We start from the raw sequence: 15,004 nt of genomic DNA, 5'->3' as shown, positions 1-15,004 counted from the left end.
GGGCGGAAGACACCCCTGTCTTCCGCCCCACCGCGCCGCCGTCGCCCTGCGTCAGGCCTGGTCGTCGCGCCGGGCGGCCTTCTCCTCGGCCTCCTTGGCCTCGACCTCGGGGTCGAGGGTGGCCCCGCTGCTGCCGTCCACCGACGTCAGCGTGGCCGACCCCGACGACACGTCCGTCGCGGCCGGCGGCTCCACCAGCCAGTCCGGGTTGGCCTGCTTGTCCCACCACTTCCAGGCGGCGAAGGCACCGCCTGCCACGGCACCCATGATCAGAACCATCCTCGCGGCACGGCCGGCCTTCGCCCGCCGCCGCTGCTTGCGGACCAGTTTCTGGATCTGCTGCGCCGAAACCTGGCCGCGCAGCGCGGCCAGTGCGGCCGCCCCACGGGCCGCGGCCTCGTCCCGCGCGGGACCGGCGGCGGCCACCGCCTGCTCGATCCTCGGCCGGGAGTACTCCGCCGCCTGCCGGGCGACCTTGCGCGTACGGTCGGCGGCCTGGTGGGCGGCCAGATCGACCTTCGGCGGCACATGCGCCCGGGCCTGCTCCAGATAAGGCTGCACATGGGCGCCGTACTGGACGCGGGCCTGGCCGGCGGCCTGCGTCACCACGGGCGCGAGCCGTACGCGGGCCTCCTGTGCGTAGTGTGCGGCCCTGACCTTGGCCGTGTCGGCGTAGGGCGCCACCACTTCCGCGGCGTGCAGCACGCTGTCCTTCGCCGAACCGGTCGCGGCGCGCACGCTGTCGATGCGGGTCACGGGTTCCTCCTCCTCGGTGGCGTACGGTATTTCGACTTTCCACCCTTTTACGGATCATGCCTGTCGGGATGCCGCGCGGCATGCGCGGACGAGCATCCGGGTGCCGGTGAAGTCGATCGTCGGCGGTGTCAAGTGCGATAACGGATGAATCCGGAGCAAGGGGAGCTTGTCGTCGACAATGCCACGGATCGGCGCCACGCGCCCCTGGCACAGGACCGCCCGCCCGGTTCCGCGCAAGCGGAACGGCCCGGTTCCCCGCCTGTGAACGGACGCCGGGAGACTGCACGCCCCGTCCGTGCGAGGATCAGGGAGTCACGGAAAGACAACGGAAGGCACATCGTGGCTGAGCAGCTCAACGCCACCCTGAAGACCAACCACGGCGACATCCAGGTTCGGCTCTTCCCGAACCAGGCGCCGATCACGGTCAAGAACTTCGTCGAGCTCGCCAAGGGCGAGCGGGAGTGGACCCACCCCCGGACCGGCGCGAAGACCACGGACAAGCTCTACGACGGCACGGTCTTCCACCGGGTGATCAGCGGCTTCATGATCCAGGGCGGAGACCCGCTGGGCAACGGCACCGGCGGTCCCGGCTACCAGTTCGAGGACGAGTTCCACCCGGACCTGCGCTTCGACAAGCCCTACCTGCTGGCGATGGCCAACGCCGGCCCGGGCACCAACGGCTCGCAGTTCTTCATCACCGTCGCCCCGACGGCCTGGCTGAACCGCAAGCACACCATTTTCGGCGAGGTCGCCGACGCCGCCAGCCAGAAGGTCGTCGACGCCATCGCGTCCGCGCAGACCAACCCGCGCACCGACCGCCCGGTGAACGACGTCGTGATCGAGTCGGTCGAGATCCGCGAGGGCTGAGCGCCTCCTCCCCCGGAGTGTGAAAGCTCCCGAAGGGAACCAATCGCCCCGCTCATCCGTAAGGATGGGCGGGGCGGGGCTTTTCCACACGACCTAGGGGATCCCATGGACGACCAGGCTGCCGGCAGCCCGCAGGACGCCCGGGGCGTCCCGGCCTGCTACCGCCACCCGGACCGCGACACCGGCATCCGCTGCACCCGGTGCGAGCGCCCGATCTGCCCCGAGTGCATGGTCGACGCCTCGGTCGGGTTCCAGTGCCCGGAGTGCGCCCGTGGAGGAGGGCCGGGCGCGGGACACGCGCCCGCGGCTTCCCGGCCCCGCACGCTCGCCGGTGGGGTCGTCACCGCGGACCCCCGGCTGATCACCAAGATCCTGGTCGGGCTCTGCCTCGCGGTCTTCCTGGTCCAGCTGTCGCTCGGCGATCGCTTCACCGACCACTTCCAGCTGATCGGCCGCGCGTACATTCCCCTCCTCGGTTCGGTCGAAGGCGTCGCGGAGGGGCAGTGGTACCGGCTGCTGACAGCGATGTTCCTGCACGGCGGCTACCTCCACCTCCTCTTCAACATGCTCAGCCTGTGGTGGATCGGCGGTCCTCTGGAAGAGGCGCTCGGCCGGGCCCGTTACCTCGCCCTCTACCTGATCTCCGGACTCGCGGGCAGCGCGCTCACCTATGTGATCGCCGCTCCGAACCAGGGCTCGCTCGGTGCGTCCGGCGCCGTCTTCGGACTGTTCGGCGCGACCGCCGTACTGATGCGCCGACTCGACTACGACATGCGTCCGATCGTTGCCCTACTGGTGATTAACGTGATCATCACGTTCGGCTGGGGCAACATCGCCTGGGAGGCCCACATCGGGGGACTCGTCGCCGGTGTCGTGATCGGGTACGCCATGGTGCACGCCCCGCGGGAGCGGCGGGCGCTGGTGCAGTACGGCACCTGCGCACTGGTGCTGGCCGCGGTCGTCCTGATGACCCTGTTGAGGACGGCGCAGCTCACCTGAACAGAAGTTTGTCCACAGTCGGTGGCGGATCTTGTGCACAGGGTGCGGAAGCAGGGGCGCGCCGGGCGAGGAGTTGGCGTTTCCGCAGGTCAGTAAGTATGCGAACAGATTTTCGGTTACCGGTATTTCTGTCACACCGGTGTCAACGTCCCAGGAGTTATCCACAGATCGGGTCTGCTATCCACATGTGGACAACGGCTGTGGATAACCCGGAGGGCAACCCTGCCCAGGGCTGTTCGGCAGCCCTGGGCAGGAGACGCTCACCGTGCGGTGAGCGCTACTTCCACTGGGTGGAGACGCCGAATCCGGCGGCGATGAACCCGAAGCCCACCACGATGTTCCAGTTGCCCAGGGCGTCGATGGGCAGTGAACCGTCGGTGACGTAGAAGACGACGATCCAGGCCAGGCCGATGAGGAACAGGGCCAGCATCACCGGCGCGACCCAGGCGCGGTTGGTCAGCTTGAGCGCGGTCGTCTGCTTCGCCGGCGGCGGCGTGTAGTCGGCCTTCTTGCGGATACGTGACTTCGGCACGAGGGTCTCTCCTGTCGATGCGCTGCGTGGCCGCGCAGGTAACTGGGTCGGGCTCGGAGCAGCGTACAAGGGGACTCTGAGCGCTCCCCCGGGCGTCCGTTAGCGTAGTGCTTCCGCGGCGCCGAAGGAGATAAGGGTACGTTGAGCAATTCTGCCGACTTCCCCGGGAAGGAATCCAGTCCTGTCCGCCGACGCCGTCCGCGGCCCGTGCGGATCCTCACCGCGGGCGTCTTCGCCCTCGCGGGGCTCATCTTCTTCACCAGCTTCGACACGGCCAAGGGCACCAACATCCGCACGGACGCCTCGCTGCTGAAGCTCTCCGACCTGATCCACGAGCGCAGCCGCAGGAACGGCGAGCTGGAGGAGTCCAACGGAGCGTTGCGCGACGACGTGGAGTCGCTCGCCGAGCGCGACGACGGCAGCACCAAGGCGGAGGACGACAAGCTCGCCGACCTGGAGAAGCGCGCCGGCACGCAGGAGCTGAAGGGCGAGGCGATCACGGTCACCCTCAACGACGCGCCGCCGGACGCCACCGCCAGGCTTCCCGGCTACCCCGAGCCGCAGCCCGACTACCTGGTCATCCACCAGCAGGACCTCCAGGCCGTGGTGAACGCCATGTGGCAGGGCGGCGCCGAGGGCATCAAGGTCATGGACCAGCGGCTGATCTCCACCAGCGCCGTGCGCTGTGTGGGCAACACCCTGATCCTCCAGGGCCGCGTCTACTCACCGCCGTACAAGATCACGGCGGTCGGCGATCCCGAGAAGCTGAAGAAGGCGCTCAGTGCCTCGCCGGCGATCCAGAACTACATGGTGTACGTCAACGTCTACGGGCTCGGCTGGCAGGTCGAGGAGAACGGGGCGGTGACCCTGCCCGGGTACTCGGGCACCGTGGACCTGCACTACGCGGAACCCGTGGAGTAGCGGCCCGTCCCGGTTTCACGTGGAACATGCCCGGACATCGAGGCGATGGGCCCCGCGCCACGTACTCCCGGGTGCACCCGTTCCGGGCCCGCCCTGATCCCGCGCGGCCCGCGGAGGCCGGGAAACCGGGGCGTCACGCCGTTAGTCTGTTGGCGTACGGCGTGGGTCTGGTGCCGTGGTACGACGGAAGGGACGGCATGTACAGCTGGATCTGGCGGCATCTGCCGGGTAACGGATGGGTACGGGCACTCATCTCACTGGTGCTGATCGTCGCCGTGGTCTACGTCCTCTTCCAGTACGTCTTCCCGTGGGCCGAGCCGCTGCTGCCCTTCAACGATGTGACGGTGGACAACCAGTGAGCGCGCGCATTCTCGTCGTCGACAACTACGACAGCTTCGTCTTCAACCTGGTCCAGTACCTGTACCAGTTGGGCGCCGAGTGCGAGGTCCTGCGCAACGACGAGGTGTCGACGGCGCACGCGCAGGACGGATTCGACGGGGTGCTGCTGTCGCCGGGCCCCGGCACTCCCGAGGAGGCCGGCGTCTGCGTCGACATGGTGCGGCACTGCGCCGCGACCGGTGTGCCGGTCTTCGGCGTCTGTCTCGGCATGCAGTCGATGCAGGTGGCGTACGGCGGTGTGGTGGGCCGGGCGCCCGAGCTGCTGCACGGCAAGACCTCGCCGGTGGAGCACGGGGGCAAGGGAGTCTTCGCGGGCCTGCCCTCCCCGTTCACGGCGACCCGCTACCACTCGCTGGCCGCCGAACCGGCCACGGTGCCGGCGGAGCTGGAGGTCACGGCCCGGACGCCGGACGGCATGGTGATGGGGCTGAGGCATCGTGAACTCCTGGTGGAGGGCGTGCAGTTCCATCCCGAATCGGTGCTGACCGAGCACGGTCACCGGATGCTGGCCAACTGGCTCGCGGAGTGCGGTGACGAGGGCGCGGTGGCGAGATCGGCGGGGCTCGCCCCGGTGGTGGGCAGGTCCTCGGCGTGACCGCGCTGCGCCCCGAGCGCGAGCCCGGCGCCTACGGAGGTGCCGGTGGACAGGGCACCCCGTACGGCGGGCAGCCGTACGGGGCGCCGGGTGCGTACGGGGACGGCTGGTACGACGACACGGCGTCCGACTTCCAGGACGGCGCCTCCGGGAGCACCGCGTACCTGCCGCCGGTCGACGAGGAGACGGTGGCGCTGCGCATCCCCGAGCCGCCGGAGGGCACGGAGCGGACGGCGGATGAGGACTCCGCGTCGGCTCCGGGCGGCCGGGCGGCCCGCAGGAAGGCCGCCAGGAAGCGCCACGGGCGCCGTGGAGGCTCTCACAAGGCCGTAGGAGGCCCAGGAGCGGGCACGGGCCCGGAAGAGCCGTCGGAGGCCCCTGACGAGGCGTCACGGGCTCCGTTGTCACGGGTGGAGGCGCGTCGGCGGGCGCGGGCGCGCAAGACGAGTCCGGCGGTCGTCGCGAGCCGGGCGATCGGCGAGGTGTTCATCACCTGCGGTGTGCTGATGCTGCTGTTCGTCACCTACCAGTTGTGGTGGACGAACGTGCGGGCGCACGCGCAGGCCGGCAAGGAGGCCAGCGACCTCCAGGACGACTGGGCCAGCGGCGAGCGCAAGCCGGGGGCGTTCGAGCCGGGGCAGGGCTTCGCTTTGCTGCACATGCCCAAGCTGAACGTGGTGGTGCCGATCGCGGAGGGCATCAGCAGCAAGAAGGTGCTCGACCGGGGCATGGTGGGCCACTACGCGGAGGGCGCGCTGAAGACGGCGATGCCGGACGCGAAGACCGGCAACTTCGGGCTGGCGGGCCACCGCAACACGCACGGGGAGCCGTTCCGGTACATCAACCGGCTGGAGCCGGGCGATCCGATCGTGGTGGAGACGCAGGACAAGTACTTCGTCTACAAGATGACGTCGGTCCTGCCGGTGACGCCGCCGAGCAACGTGAGCGTCCTCGAACCGGTGCCCAAGGGATCGGGGTTCACCGGGCCCGGCCGCTACATCACGCTGACCACCTGCACGCCGGAGTTCACCAGCAAGTACCGCTTGATCGTCTGGGGCAAGATGGTCGAGGAACGGCCGCGCAGCAAGGGCAAGCCGGATGCGCTCGTCAGTTAAGGGCAGAGGGAACGTGGCACCGACCACCGACGACACCGAAGAACACGCCGACGCGCCCGCGTCCCCGGCGCCCCCGGGGCGCCGCCGTCCGGGACCGGTGGCGGTGGTGGTCGGCCTCTTCGGGGAGCTCCTCATCACCGCGGGCCTGGTGCTCGGCCTGTTCGTCGTCTACTCGCTGTGGTGGACGAACGTCGTCGCCGACCGGGCGGCGGACCGGCAGGCGGACAAGGTCCGCGACTCCTGGTCGAGCGGGTCCGGTGCCGGCGGCGGACCCGTCTCCTTCGACAGCAAGGACGGCATCGGCTTCCTGCACGTGCCCGCGATGAGCGGTGACGAGATCCTCGTCGAGAAGGGCACGTCGATGAAGGTCCTCAACGACGGCGTCGCCGGCTACTACACCGACCCCGTGAAGGCGACCCTGCCGACCTCCGGCAGGAAGGGCAACTTCGCCCTCGCCGCCCACCGGGACGGGCACGGCGCGAAGTTTCACGGCATCCACAAGATCGAGAAGGGTGACCCGATCGTCTTCGAGACGAAGGACACCTGGTACGTCTACAAGGTCTACGGCATCCTCCCCGAGACCTCGAAGTACAACGTCGACGTCCTCTCCGAGATCCCGAAGGAGTCCGGCAGGAAGAAGGCCGGCCACTACATCACGCTGACCACCTGCACGCCGGTGTACACCAGCACGTACCGCTACATCGTCTGGGGCGAACTGGTCCGCACCGAGAAGGTGGACGAGGAGCGGACGCCGCCGGCGGAACTGCGCTGATTCCTCCTGTCGAGGGCGGTGGTTGTCTACTATGGCGAAGGCCCGAAGCCGCAACTTGTACTTGCGACTTCGGGCCTCCTTCCGCTCATGGGCTCAGCGCAGCGCCTTCAGCCGTGCCCCCGCGCTCCACGCCTCCGGTTCCCCGCGGTCCACGGTGAGGACTCCGCTCAGGTCGGCGATCTCCCGTGCTCCGCGGCTGAAGGAGGACGTGGTGACGAACAGGGCGACGTCGGCGCGTTCGACGGCGCGGGCGGCTCCGGCGAACCTCTGCAGGTCCGAGCCCGGCACGGGACGGCGGACCGTCCGGTTCGCGCACCGGACGGCGACGGTACGGCCGTCGGCGGTGCGTGCGGTGATGTCGATGCCCCGGTCGACGGAGGACCGTCGCACGACGACGTCGCGGCAGCCGTCCCGGCGCAGCAGACCGGCCACATGCCGTTCGAGCGCCTGCCGGGTCATGGCCGCGATGGAGTCCCTGACCCGGTCCGCCGGGGCCTCTCCCTCCAGGTCGCTGATCCGGTGGTGGTGCCGGCACAGCGTGCGCTCGACGTTCTCGATGTCCTCGCGGAGCTCGATGAGTTCGCGGCGGTGTTCACCGGAGGCGGCGATCAGGGCGTTGAACATCGGCACGACGGTCGTGCCGAGGATGTGGGTGATGCGCTGGTCGATGCGGTCGTCGGGCAGGGCGGTGTCGGCCTGCGGAAGGTTTTCCACAGGCTGTGTACGCGCCAGGTGTTCCATGTCGAGCAGGTACGTGCGTACCTGACGGGCGACACCGCCGTCGCGCAGGAGCATCGCGATGTTGAGGACGGCACGGCGCGAGTAGACGGTGAGACTCGACCGAGGCTGTGGATAACTTCCAGGAAAGAGTGACAGGATGTCACGCTTAAATCGTGCGAGCTCAGGGCCTTGGAGCGTTGTCATTCCGCTGTGGGCCAGCTCCTCGCGGTGCCGCGCCTTGAGCTGACGGATCACCTCGGTGGGTGACGTCGAAGTACGCCGCCACCATCGCCGTCGTCACGCGCATGCCGTCCGGGAGCAGTGACAGCGCCTTCACCCTGTCGAGCACGTCCGTGCGGCCCGACACGCTCTGGCGCAGTGTCCGGGACTCCAGCAGCACTGACTCCTCGATCATCTTCTACCCCTCCGGTTCTCGTCGTCGGGGCAGAACTCGGACGCCCCTCCCCATCCGGTCAACGAGTGGTGACATGCGGAGACACGAGCGAAGCGGGGACGCGTGTACGGGGCGGGTCCATGGCGGGAGCCCCGGCCCTCTCCGAAGAGGGGGCCGGGGCTCCTGTCGTGCGGGGCGCGGGATCGCCGGGTGTCAGTCGTTCCCGCGGCCGCCGGTGAGGCCGCCGAAGAGGCCGCCGTTGTTGCCCCCGTTGTTGCCGCCGTTGTTGCCGCCGTCCTGGCCCACGGTGACCAGGCTGACCGCCGTGCCCTTGTCGACCGGGGTGCCCTGGCCGGGGTCGGAGGTGAAGACCCTGCTGTTCCCGTCCTGGGAACCAGCGATGTTGCCGACGGCGAGTCCGGCCCCCTCGATCATCTTCCGGGCCTCGTCGAGGGTCTTCCCGTTGACGTTCGGGACCGGGACCTGCTGGTTCTCCTTGGCCTTGCCGATCTGGATGGTCACCGGCGAGTTCTTGGCGAGCTGGGTGCCCTGCTGGGGGTCGGTCCCGATGACCTTGCCGACCAGGGCCTGGTTGTCCGTCTCCACGTCGACGCAGTTGCCGACGAGGCCGTTGGCGGTCATCTGGGTCTTGGCCTCGTCGCAGGTCCTGTTGGTGACGTCGGGCACGGTGGCCTTGTCCGCCTCCTTGGCGACGGTGAGGGTGATCGTGCTGCCCTTCTCCTGCTCCGTGTCGCCCTCGGGGTCCTGTCCGATGACCACACCCGGGGTCTGGTCGGAGACCTCCGTCTCCTGCTCGACCGTGAAGCCCTTCTCCTCGAGCCGGGCCTTCGCCTTCTCGTAGGTGAGGCCCTGCACGTCGGGCACCGTCACCTCCGGCGCCCCGGTGGAGACCGTCAGGGTGACGGTGGAGTCCTTGTCGACCTTGGTGCCCGCGTCGGGGTCCTGGTCGCAGATCTTGCCCTTGCTCTGGTCCTCGCAGGGCTTTTCCTCGAAGGCGAGCTTCAAGTCGCCGTTGACGGCCAGCTTTTCGGCGCTCTCCTTGGTCTCACCGACGAAGTTCGGGGTCTGGACCTTGTCGTTGCCCACGCCGCCGCTGCCGCTGATGGCCCAGCGGCCGATCAGGATCGCGCCGATCAGGACCAGGACACCCGCCACGACCAGCAATATCGTCGAGGTGTTGTTCTTCTTCGGCGGGCGGCGCCGGCTCTGCCGGTCGTCGTAGCCGAAGCCGCCGTCGTCCGGGTTCACGGGCGGCAGCATCGAGGTCGCGGCGCCGGGGTCCGCGCCCTGGCGCAGGGCCGTCGTCGGCTGGTCGTCGGGGTAGCCGCCGCCGTAGCCGACCGCGCCCAGGGCGGCGGTCGCCGCGACGGGCTGGCCGTCGAGGCAGGCCTCGATGTCGGCGCGCATCTCGTCGGCCGACTGGTACCGGTAGTCGGGGTCCTTGACCAGCGCCTTCAGCACGATCGCGTCCATCTCGGGCGTGATCTCGGGGTCGAAGACGCTCGGCGGCTGCGGTTCCTCCCGTACGTGCTGGTAGGCGACCGCGACCGGGGAGTCGCCCACGAAGGGCGGCCGGACGGTCAGCAGCTCGTACAGCAGGCAGCCGGTGGAGTACAGGTCGGAACGGGCGTCGACCTGCTCGCCCTTGGCCTGCTCCGGCGAGAGGTACTGCGCGGTGCCGATGACGGCCGAGGTCTGGGTCATCGTCATGCCGGAGTCGCCCATCGCGCGGGCGATGCCGAAGTCCATGACCTTGACCTGGCCGTTGCGCGTCAGCATGACGTTGGCCGGCTTGATGTCGCGGTGGACGATGCCGGCCCGGTGGGAGTACTCCAGGGCCTGGAGGATGCCGATGGTCATCTCCAGCGTCCGCTCCGGCAGCAGCTTGCGGCCGCTGTGCAGGAGCTCGCGGAGCGTGGAGCCGTCGACGTACTCCATGACGATGTACGGGATGGAGACCCCGTCGATGTAGTCCTCGCCCGTGTCGTAGACCGCGACGATCGCGGGGTGGTTGAGCGAGGCGGCCGACTGGGCCTCCCGGCGGAACCGGGCCTGGAAGGACGGGTCGCGCGCGAGGTCCGCGCGCAGCGTCTTCACCGCCACCTGGCGTCCGAGCCTGGTGTCATGCGCGTGGTAAACCTCCGCCATGCCACCACGGCCGAGCACCGGGCCCAGCTCGTACCGGCCGCCGAGGCGACGCGGCTCTTCCATAGCTACCTACCAGCCCTCTCCGTCGGTCCCGGGCGGCACGCTCGTGCCGCCGGAGGCTGCCGTCCGGGCCTACCGTACCCGGCTCGCTCTGTGTGACCTGGCCACGCACGTCAGCCGATGCAGGACCGGTACCGCCACGTGCACCGATGTGAAGCGGACGTGACGGGGGTCACTGCTTGCTCTTGACGACCGCTTCCATCACGTTCTTGGCGATCGGTGCGGCGAGGCCGCCGCCGGAGATGTCGTCGCGCACGGCGTCCTCGTCCTCGATCACGACCGCGACCGCCACCGGCGAGCTGCCGTCGGAGGCCTTGGCGTAGGAGATGAACCATGCGTAGGGGTTCTTGCTGTTGTTCTCGCCGTGCTGGGCGGTACCGGTCTTGCCGCCGACGGTGACGCCGGGGATCTGCGCCCTGCGGCCCGTGCCCTCCGCGACGACGGTCTCCATCATCGACTGGAGGATCTGGGCGTTCTCCGCCGAGATCGGCCGGCTCAGCTCCTCCGGGTCCGTCTTCTCGACGGTGTCGAGGCTGGGAGCCTGGAGTTCGTCGACCATGTACGGCTTCATCAGGGTGCCGTTGTTGGCGACGGCCGCGGAGACCATGGCCATCTGCAGCGGGGTGGCGGCGGTGTTGAACTGGCCGATGGAGGACAGGGCGACCTCGGAGGGGGCCATGTCCTCGGAGAACACCGAGGCGTTGGCGCGGACCGGGACGAACTGCTCCTCGGTGAAGCCGAACTTCTTGGCCGTCTCCAGCATCTTGTCGTTGCCGAGCTGAGCGCCGATCTTGCCGAAGACGGTGTTGCAGGAGACCCGCAGCGCCTCACGCAGGGAGACGTCCTTGCACTGGATGGTGCCCTCGTTCTTCAGCTCCGTCCGCGTGCCGGTCATGATCCACGGCTGCGGCGAGTCGGTCTTCTCGTCCGGGTCCGAGTACAGCCCGTGTTCCAGGGCGGCCGCCGCGGTGAGGACCTTGAAGGTGGAGCCGGGCGGGTAGACCTCGCGCAGCGCCCGGTTGAGCATCGGGTCGTCGGGGTTGTTCTTCTTCTGCAGCTTCTGCCACGCCTTGGTGTCCGTGTCGAGGCTGTTGCCGGCGATCGTGGACGGGTCGTACGAGGGGTACGAGGCCAGGGCGAGGATCTTGCCGGTGGACGGCTCGATGGCGACGACGGAGCCCTTGCCGCCCTGCCTCTTCAGGCCTTCGTAGGCGGCCTTCTGCGCGGCGCCGCTGAGGGTGGTGACGACGTTGCCGCCCTCCTTGTTCTTCCCCGTGAGCATGTCGAGCGTGTTGCGGAAGAAGAGGCGGTCGTCGTTGCCGGTGAGGATGCCGTCCTCGATGGACTCCAGCTGGGTGGCACCGAAGGCCTGGGAGACGAAGCCGGTGACGGGCGCCCACATGGCGCCGTCCTTGTAGGTGCGCTTGTACTTGAAGTCGCCCTTGGTGGCCTTGTGCCCGGTGATGGGCTCGCCGTCGACGATGATGTCGCCGCGCGGCGAGGCGTACCGCTCGATGGCGACGCGACGGTTCTCCTCGTCGGTCCTCAGCTTGTCGGCCTGGGCGTACTGGAGCCAGTTGTCCCGGACGAGCAGGGCGAGGACGAGCAGGCCGCAGAAGATCGCGACCCGGCGCAGGGGCTTGTTCACGGACGGACCACCTGGGTCATCTCGGCGTCGGGGTTGGCGGGGGCGGGCGCCGGGCGGCGGGCGGTGTCGCTGATCCTGAGCAGGATGCCGATCAGCGCCCAGTTGGCGATGACGGAGGAACCGCCGTACGCCAGGAAGGGCATCGTCATACCGGTCAGCGGGATCAGACCCATGACGCCGCCGGCGACGACGAAGACCTGGAGCGCGAAGGCGCCGGACAGGCCGATGGCGAGCAGCTTGCCGAAGGGGTCGCGGGCGGCGAGGGCGGTGCGCACGCCGCGCTCCACGATCAGCGCGTAGATCAGGAGCAGCGCCATGACGCCGGCCAGGCCGATCTCCTCCCCGAAGGTGGCGAGGATGAAGTCGGAGTTGGCGGCGAAGCCGATGAGGTCGGAGTGGCCCTGGCCCCAGCCGCTGCCGAGGGTGCCACCGGAACCGAAGGCCCACAGGGCCTGCATGGACTGCTCGGTGTGGCCGATGACGCCTTCCCGACTGAGCTCGTACTCGTGCATCGGGTCGAGCCATGCCTGGACGCGCTGCTGTACGTGCGGCTCGAAGCTGGCCACGCCGACGGCACCGACCGCGGACATCAGCAGGCCGAACACGATCCAGCTGGTCCGCTCGGTGGCGACGTACAGCATGATCACGAACATGCCGAAGAACAGCAGCGAGGTGCCGAGGTCGGTCTCGAAGACCAGGATCAGGATGGAGATGGCCCAGACCACGATGATCGGGCCGAGGTCGCGGCCGCGGGGCAGGTAGAGCCCCATGAAGCGGCGGCTGGCGAGGGCCAGGGCGTCGCGCTTGACCATGAGGTAGCCGGCGAAGAAGACCGCGAGGACGATCTTGGCGAACTCACCGGGCTGGAGGGTGCCGAGACCGGGGATCTTGATCCAGATCTTGGCGCCGAAATTGTCGTGGCCGATGCCCGGGACCAGCGGCAGGAGCAGCAGGACCAGCGCGCCGGCCATGGAGATGTAGGTGTAACGCTGCAGGACGCGGTGGTCCTTGAGGAAGAACAGGACGGCCATGAACAGGGCGACGCCGAGCGCGGAGTACATCAGCTGGCGTGGTGCGGCCTCGACGAACGTCCTGCTCGCCTGCAGCCGGTCCGACTGGTCCAGGCGCCAGATGGCGACCAGGCCGATGCCGTTGAGCAGGGTGGCCAGTGGCAGCATCAGCGGGTCCGCGTACGGGGCGAACTTCCGTACGGCGAGGTGGCCGACGCCCGCCATCAGGCCGAGGCCGAGGCCGTAGCTCAGCAGTCCGGTGGGCATCTCGCCGTCGAGGGCGAGTCCCACGTTGGCGTAGGCGAAGACCGGGATGACGACGGCGAACACCAGGAGCGCCAGCTCGGTGTTGCGGCGGCTGGGCGCGCCGATCGCACCGATCGTGGACGTGTGCTGTGTCGACGGGTTGGTAGTACTGCTCATCGTGTGACAGGGCCTCTCACGGCTTGCCTACTGCTTACCGCACAGCGAGACGACCTTCTGCTCCTCCTCCGAGAGGCTGGGGCCGGGGCTGGAAGTAGGTGCGGTCGTGGACGGGGGCGTGGACTGCTCCGGTGCCTTCGCCGGGTCCGAGGGATCCGGCGTCGGCGAGGCCTTGGACGTGAAGGAGGCGGGTGTGGTTCCCGTGGTGCCTCCGGCCTCGCCCTCGCCGGTCTTCGCGTTCTTCTCGCTCTCGGCGGAACGCCGCTCGGCCTGCTTCCTGCACGCGGAGGCCTGTACCGACAGTTCCTCGATCTTCGCCCGGGCGCCGTGGAGGTCGCCCTCGGCGATGGTCGCCTCGACCAGCTTGCGCTGGTAGGGCGGCAGGTACTTGAGTTCGATCTCGGGGTGGTCCTTCTCGACCTTGGAGAGGGAGACCCAGGCCAGGTCCTGGCTGATGCCCCGGTACAGGGCGACGTGCCCGTCCTTGGTGCCGACGTAGTACTGCGTCTGGGTCCAGCGCCAGCCGCCGTACAGGCCGCCGCCGAGGACGGCGAGGGCGAGCAGGCTGTAGACGGACCGCTTGAGCCACCTGCGGTTCTTGGCGGGCTTGGCGAAGTCGTCGTCGCCGTAGGCGAAGCCGTCGGTGGGGATGAAGCCGGTGATGTCGCCGCTGCCGGGCGGGCCGAACTCGCCCCCGCCGCCTCCCTGGCGCCGGCGGCCGAGGCCGGAGGCGCGGCCGGCGGGGGTCTGCATGATCCCGTTGTCGTGCGGCTGGTTCTGGTTCTCGGCCACGGCGCCGACGACGACCGGGGTGTCGGAGAGCTGTCCGGCGAGGGTGTCGCCGGTGTCCAGGTCCAGGACGTCGGCGATGATCACGGTGATGTTGTCGGGGCCGCCGCCGCGCAGGGCCAGCTCGATCAGGTTCTGGACGGTCTCCTCGGGGCCCTGGTAGCTGGCCAGGGTGTCCTCGAGGGTCTGGTGGGAGACCACGCCGGACAGGCCGTCGGAGCAGATCAGGTACCGGTCGCCGGCCCTGACCTCGCGGATCGACAGGTCGGGTTCGACGTGCTCGCCGCTGCCGAGGGCCCGCATCAGCAGGGAGCGCTGCGGATGGGTGGTGGCCTCCTCCTCGGTGATCCGGCCCTCGTCGACCAGACGCTGCACCCAGGTGTGGTCCTGGGTGATCTGGGTGAGGACGCCGTCGCGCAGGAGGTAGGCGCGGGAGTCGCCGACGTGCACCATGCCGAGGCGCTGACCGGTCCACAGCAGGGCGGTCAGGGTGGTGCCCATGCCCTCGAGCTGGGGGTCCTCCTCGACCATCATGCGCAGCTGGTCGTTGGCCCGCTGGACGGCCGTGCCGAGCGAGGTGAGCAGGTCGGAGCCGGGGACGTCGTCGTCGAGGGCGACGATGGTGGAGATCGCCTCGGAGGAGGCGACCTCGCCGGCGGCGGCGCCGCCCATGCCGTCGGCGATGGCGAGCAGGCGCGGACCGGCGTAACCGGAGTCCTCGTTGCCCTCCCGGATCATCCCCTTGTGCGATCCGGCGGCGAAGCGCAGGGACAGACTCATGCGCACCTCGCCCGTCGGCTCCGGGTACAGCCGGTCGTGTCGAGCCACACTGCCC

15 protein-coding genes are annotated in these 15,004 nt (G+C 69.3%); 7 read left to right on the top strand and 8 right to left on the bottom strand.

Features of this window, described 5'->3' with window-relative positions:
* Window positions 1-51 precede the first annotated feature (51 nt).
* Window positions 52-756, bottom strand: a complete 705-nt coding sequence (locus tag ABTY20_RS24980) for a DUF5324 family protein (protein ID WP_351999279.1) — start codon at window positions 754-756, stop codon at window positions 52-54.
* Between the two features lie 339 nt (window positions 757-1,095).
* On the opposite strand from ABTY20_RS24980, the gene ABTY20_RS24975 reads away from it, so the two are divergent.
* Both ABTY20_RS24975 and ABTY20_RS24970 read left to right on the top strand, forming a co-directional pair.
* Window positions 1,096-1,623 (top strand): peptidylprolyl isomerase, encoded by a 528-nt coding sequence (locus ABTY20_RS24975; RefSeq protein WP_351999278.1) that lies wholly within the window; start codon window positions 1,096-1,098, stop codon window positions 1,621-1,623.
* Between the two features lie 105 nt (window positions 1,624-1,728).
* Window positions 1,729-2,622 carry a rhomboid family intramembrane serine protease gene (locus tag ABTY20_RS24970; RefSeq protein WP_351999277.1) on the top strand — a complete coding sequence of 298 codons (894 nt, stop codon included), beginning with the start codon at window positions 1,729-1,731 and terminating at the stop codon, window positions 2,620-2,622.
* 277 nt (window positions 2,623-2,899) lie between these two features.
* Here the strand turns inward: ABTY20_RS24970 and crgA are convergent, their stop codons facing one another.
* A complete protein-coding gene (crgA, locus tag ABTY20_RS24965) occupies window positions 2,900-3,154 on the bottom strand; it encodes a cell division protein CrgA (RefSeq protein WP_030215376.1) in 255 nt (84 codons plus the stop codon).
* Window positions 3,155-3,295: 141 nt separating this feature from the next.
* On the opposite strand from crgA, the gene ABTY20_RS24960 reads away from it, so the two are divergent.
* The 5 genes from ABTY20_RS24960 to ABTY20_RS24940 all read left to right on the top strand — a co-directional run bounded on the left by ABTY20_RS24960 (window position 3,296) and on the right by ABTY20_RS24940 (window position 6,956).
* Window positions 3,296-4,075, top strand: a complete 780-nt coding sequence (locus ABTY20_RS24960; RefSeq protein ID WP_351999276.1) for a DUF881 domain-containing protein — start codon at window positions 3,296-3,298, stop codon at window positions 4,073-4,075.
* Between the two features lie 197 nt (window positions 4,076-4,272).
* Window positions 4,273-4,434, top strand: a complete 162-nt coding sequence (locus ABTY20_RS24955; protein ID WP_185931086.1) for a hypothetical protein — start codon at window positions 4,273-4,275, stop codon at window positions 4,432-4,434.
* Window positions 4,431-5,069: an aminodeoxychorismate/anthranilate synthase component II gene (locus ABTY20_RS24950; protein ID WP_351999275.1), complete on the top strand. Its 639-nt coding sequence runs from the start codon at window positions 4,431-4,433 to the stop codon at window positions 5,067-5,069. The genes ABTY20_RS24955 and ABTY20_RS24950 overlap by 4 nt, the downstream gene beginning before the upstream one ends.
* Window positions 5,066-6,184 (top strand): class E sortase, encoded by a 1,119-nt coding sequence (locus ABTY20_RS24945; RefSeq protein ID WP_351999274.1) that lies wholly within the window; start codon window positions 5,066-5,068, stop codon window positions 6,182-6,184. Before ABTY20_RS24950 ends, ABTY20_RS24945 begins: the two co-directional genes overlap by 4 nt.
* Window positions 6,185-6,197: 13 nt before the next feature.
* Window positions 6,198-6,956, top strand: a complete 759-nt coding sequence (locus tag ABTY20_RS24940; protein WP_351999273.1) for a class E sortase — start codon at window positions 6,198-6,200, stop codon at window positions 6,954-6,956.
* 93 nt (window positions 6,957-7,049) lie between these two features.
* Here the strand turns inward: ABTY20_RS24940 and ABTY20_RS24935 are convergent, their stop codons facing one another.
* The 6 genes from ABTY20_RS24935 to ABTY20_RS24910 all read right to left on the bottom strand — a co-directional run bounded on the left by ABTY20_RS24935 (window position 7,050) and on the right by ABTY20_RS24910 (window position 14,949).
* Window positions 7,050-7,751: a restriction endonuclease gene (locus ABTY20_RS24935; RefSeq protein WP_351999272.1), complete on the bottom strand. Its 702-nt coding sequence runs from the start codon at window positions 7,749-7,751 to the stop codon at window positions 7,050-7,052.
* 106 nt (window positions 7,752-7,857) lie between these two features.
* Window positions 7,858-8,091, bottom strand: a complete 234-nt coding sequence (locus ABTY20_RS24930) for a hypothetical protein (RefSeq protein WP_351999271.1) — start codon at window positions 8,089-8,091, stop codon at window positions 7,858-7,860.
* Between the two features lie 192 nt (window positions 8,092-8,283).
* Window positions 8,284-10,302 carry a Stk1 family PASTA domain-containing Ser/Thr kinase gene (pknB, locus tag ABTY20_RS24925; protein WP_351999270.1) on the bottom strand — a complete coding sequence of 673 codons (2,019 nt, stop codon included), beginning with the start codon at window positions 10,300-10,302 and terminating at the stop codon, window positions 8,284-8,286.
* Window positions 10,303-10,471: 169 nt separating this feature from the next.
* Window positions 10,472-11,947, bottom strand: coding sequence for a peptidoglycan D,D-transpeptidase FtsI family protein (locus ABTY20_RS24920; protein WP_351999269.1), 1,476 nt, complete (start codon window positions 11,945-11,947; stop codon window positions 10,472-10,474).
* Entirely contained in the window at window positions 11,944-13,380 is a 1,437-nt protein-coding gene (locus ABTY20_RS24915) for an FtsW/RodA/SpoVE family cell cycle protein (RefSeq protein WP_351999268.1), read from the bottom strand. Before ABTY20_RS24915 ends, ABTY20_RS24920 begins: the two co-directional genes overlap by 4 nt.
* 27 nt (window positions 13,381-13,407) lie before the next feature.
* Entirely contained in the window at window positions 13,408-14,949 is a 1,542-nt protein-coding gene (locus tag ABTY20_RS24910; protein WP_351999283.1) for a Stp1/IreP family PP2C-type Ser/Thr phosphatase, read from the bottom strand.
* Window positions 14,950-15,004: the final 55 nt, after the last annotated feature.

It is taken from the genome of Streptomyces sp. NPDC126497 (assembly GCF_040302425.1).
Taxonomy (GTDB): Bacteria; Actinomycetota; Actinomycetes; order Streptomycetales; family Streptomycetaceae; genus Streptomyces.
This window is presented reverse-complemented; position numbering and strand designations above follow the sequence as displayed.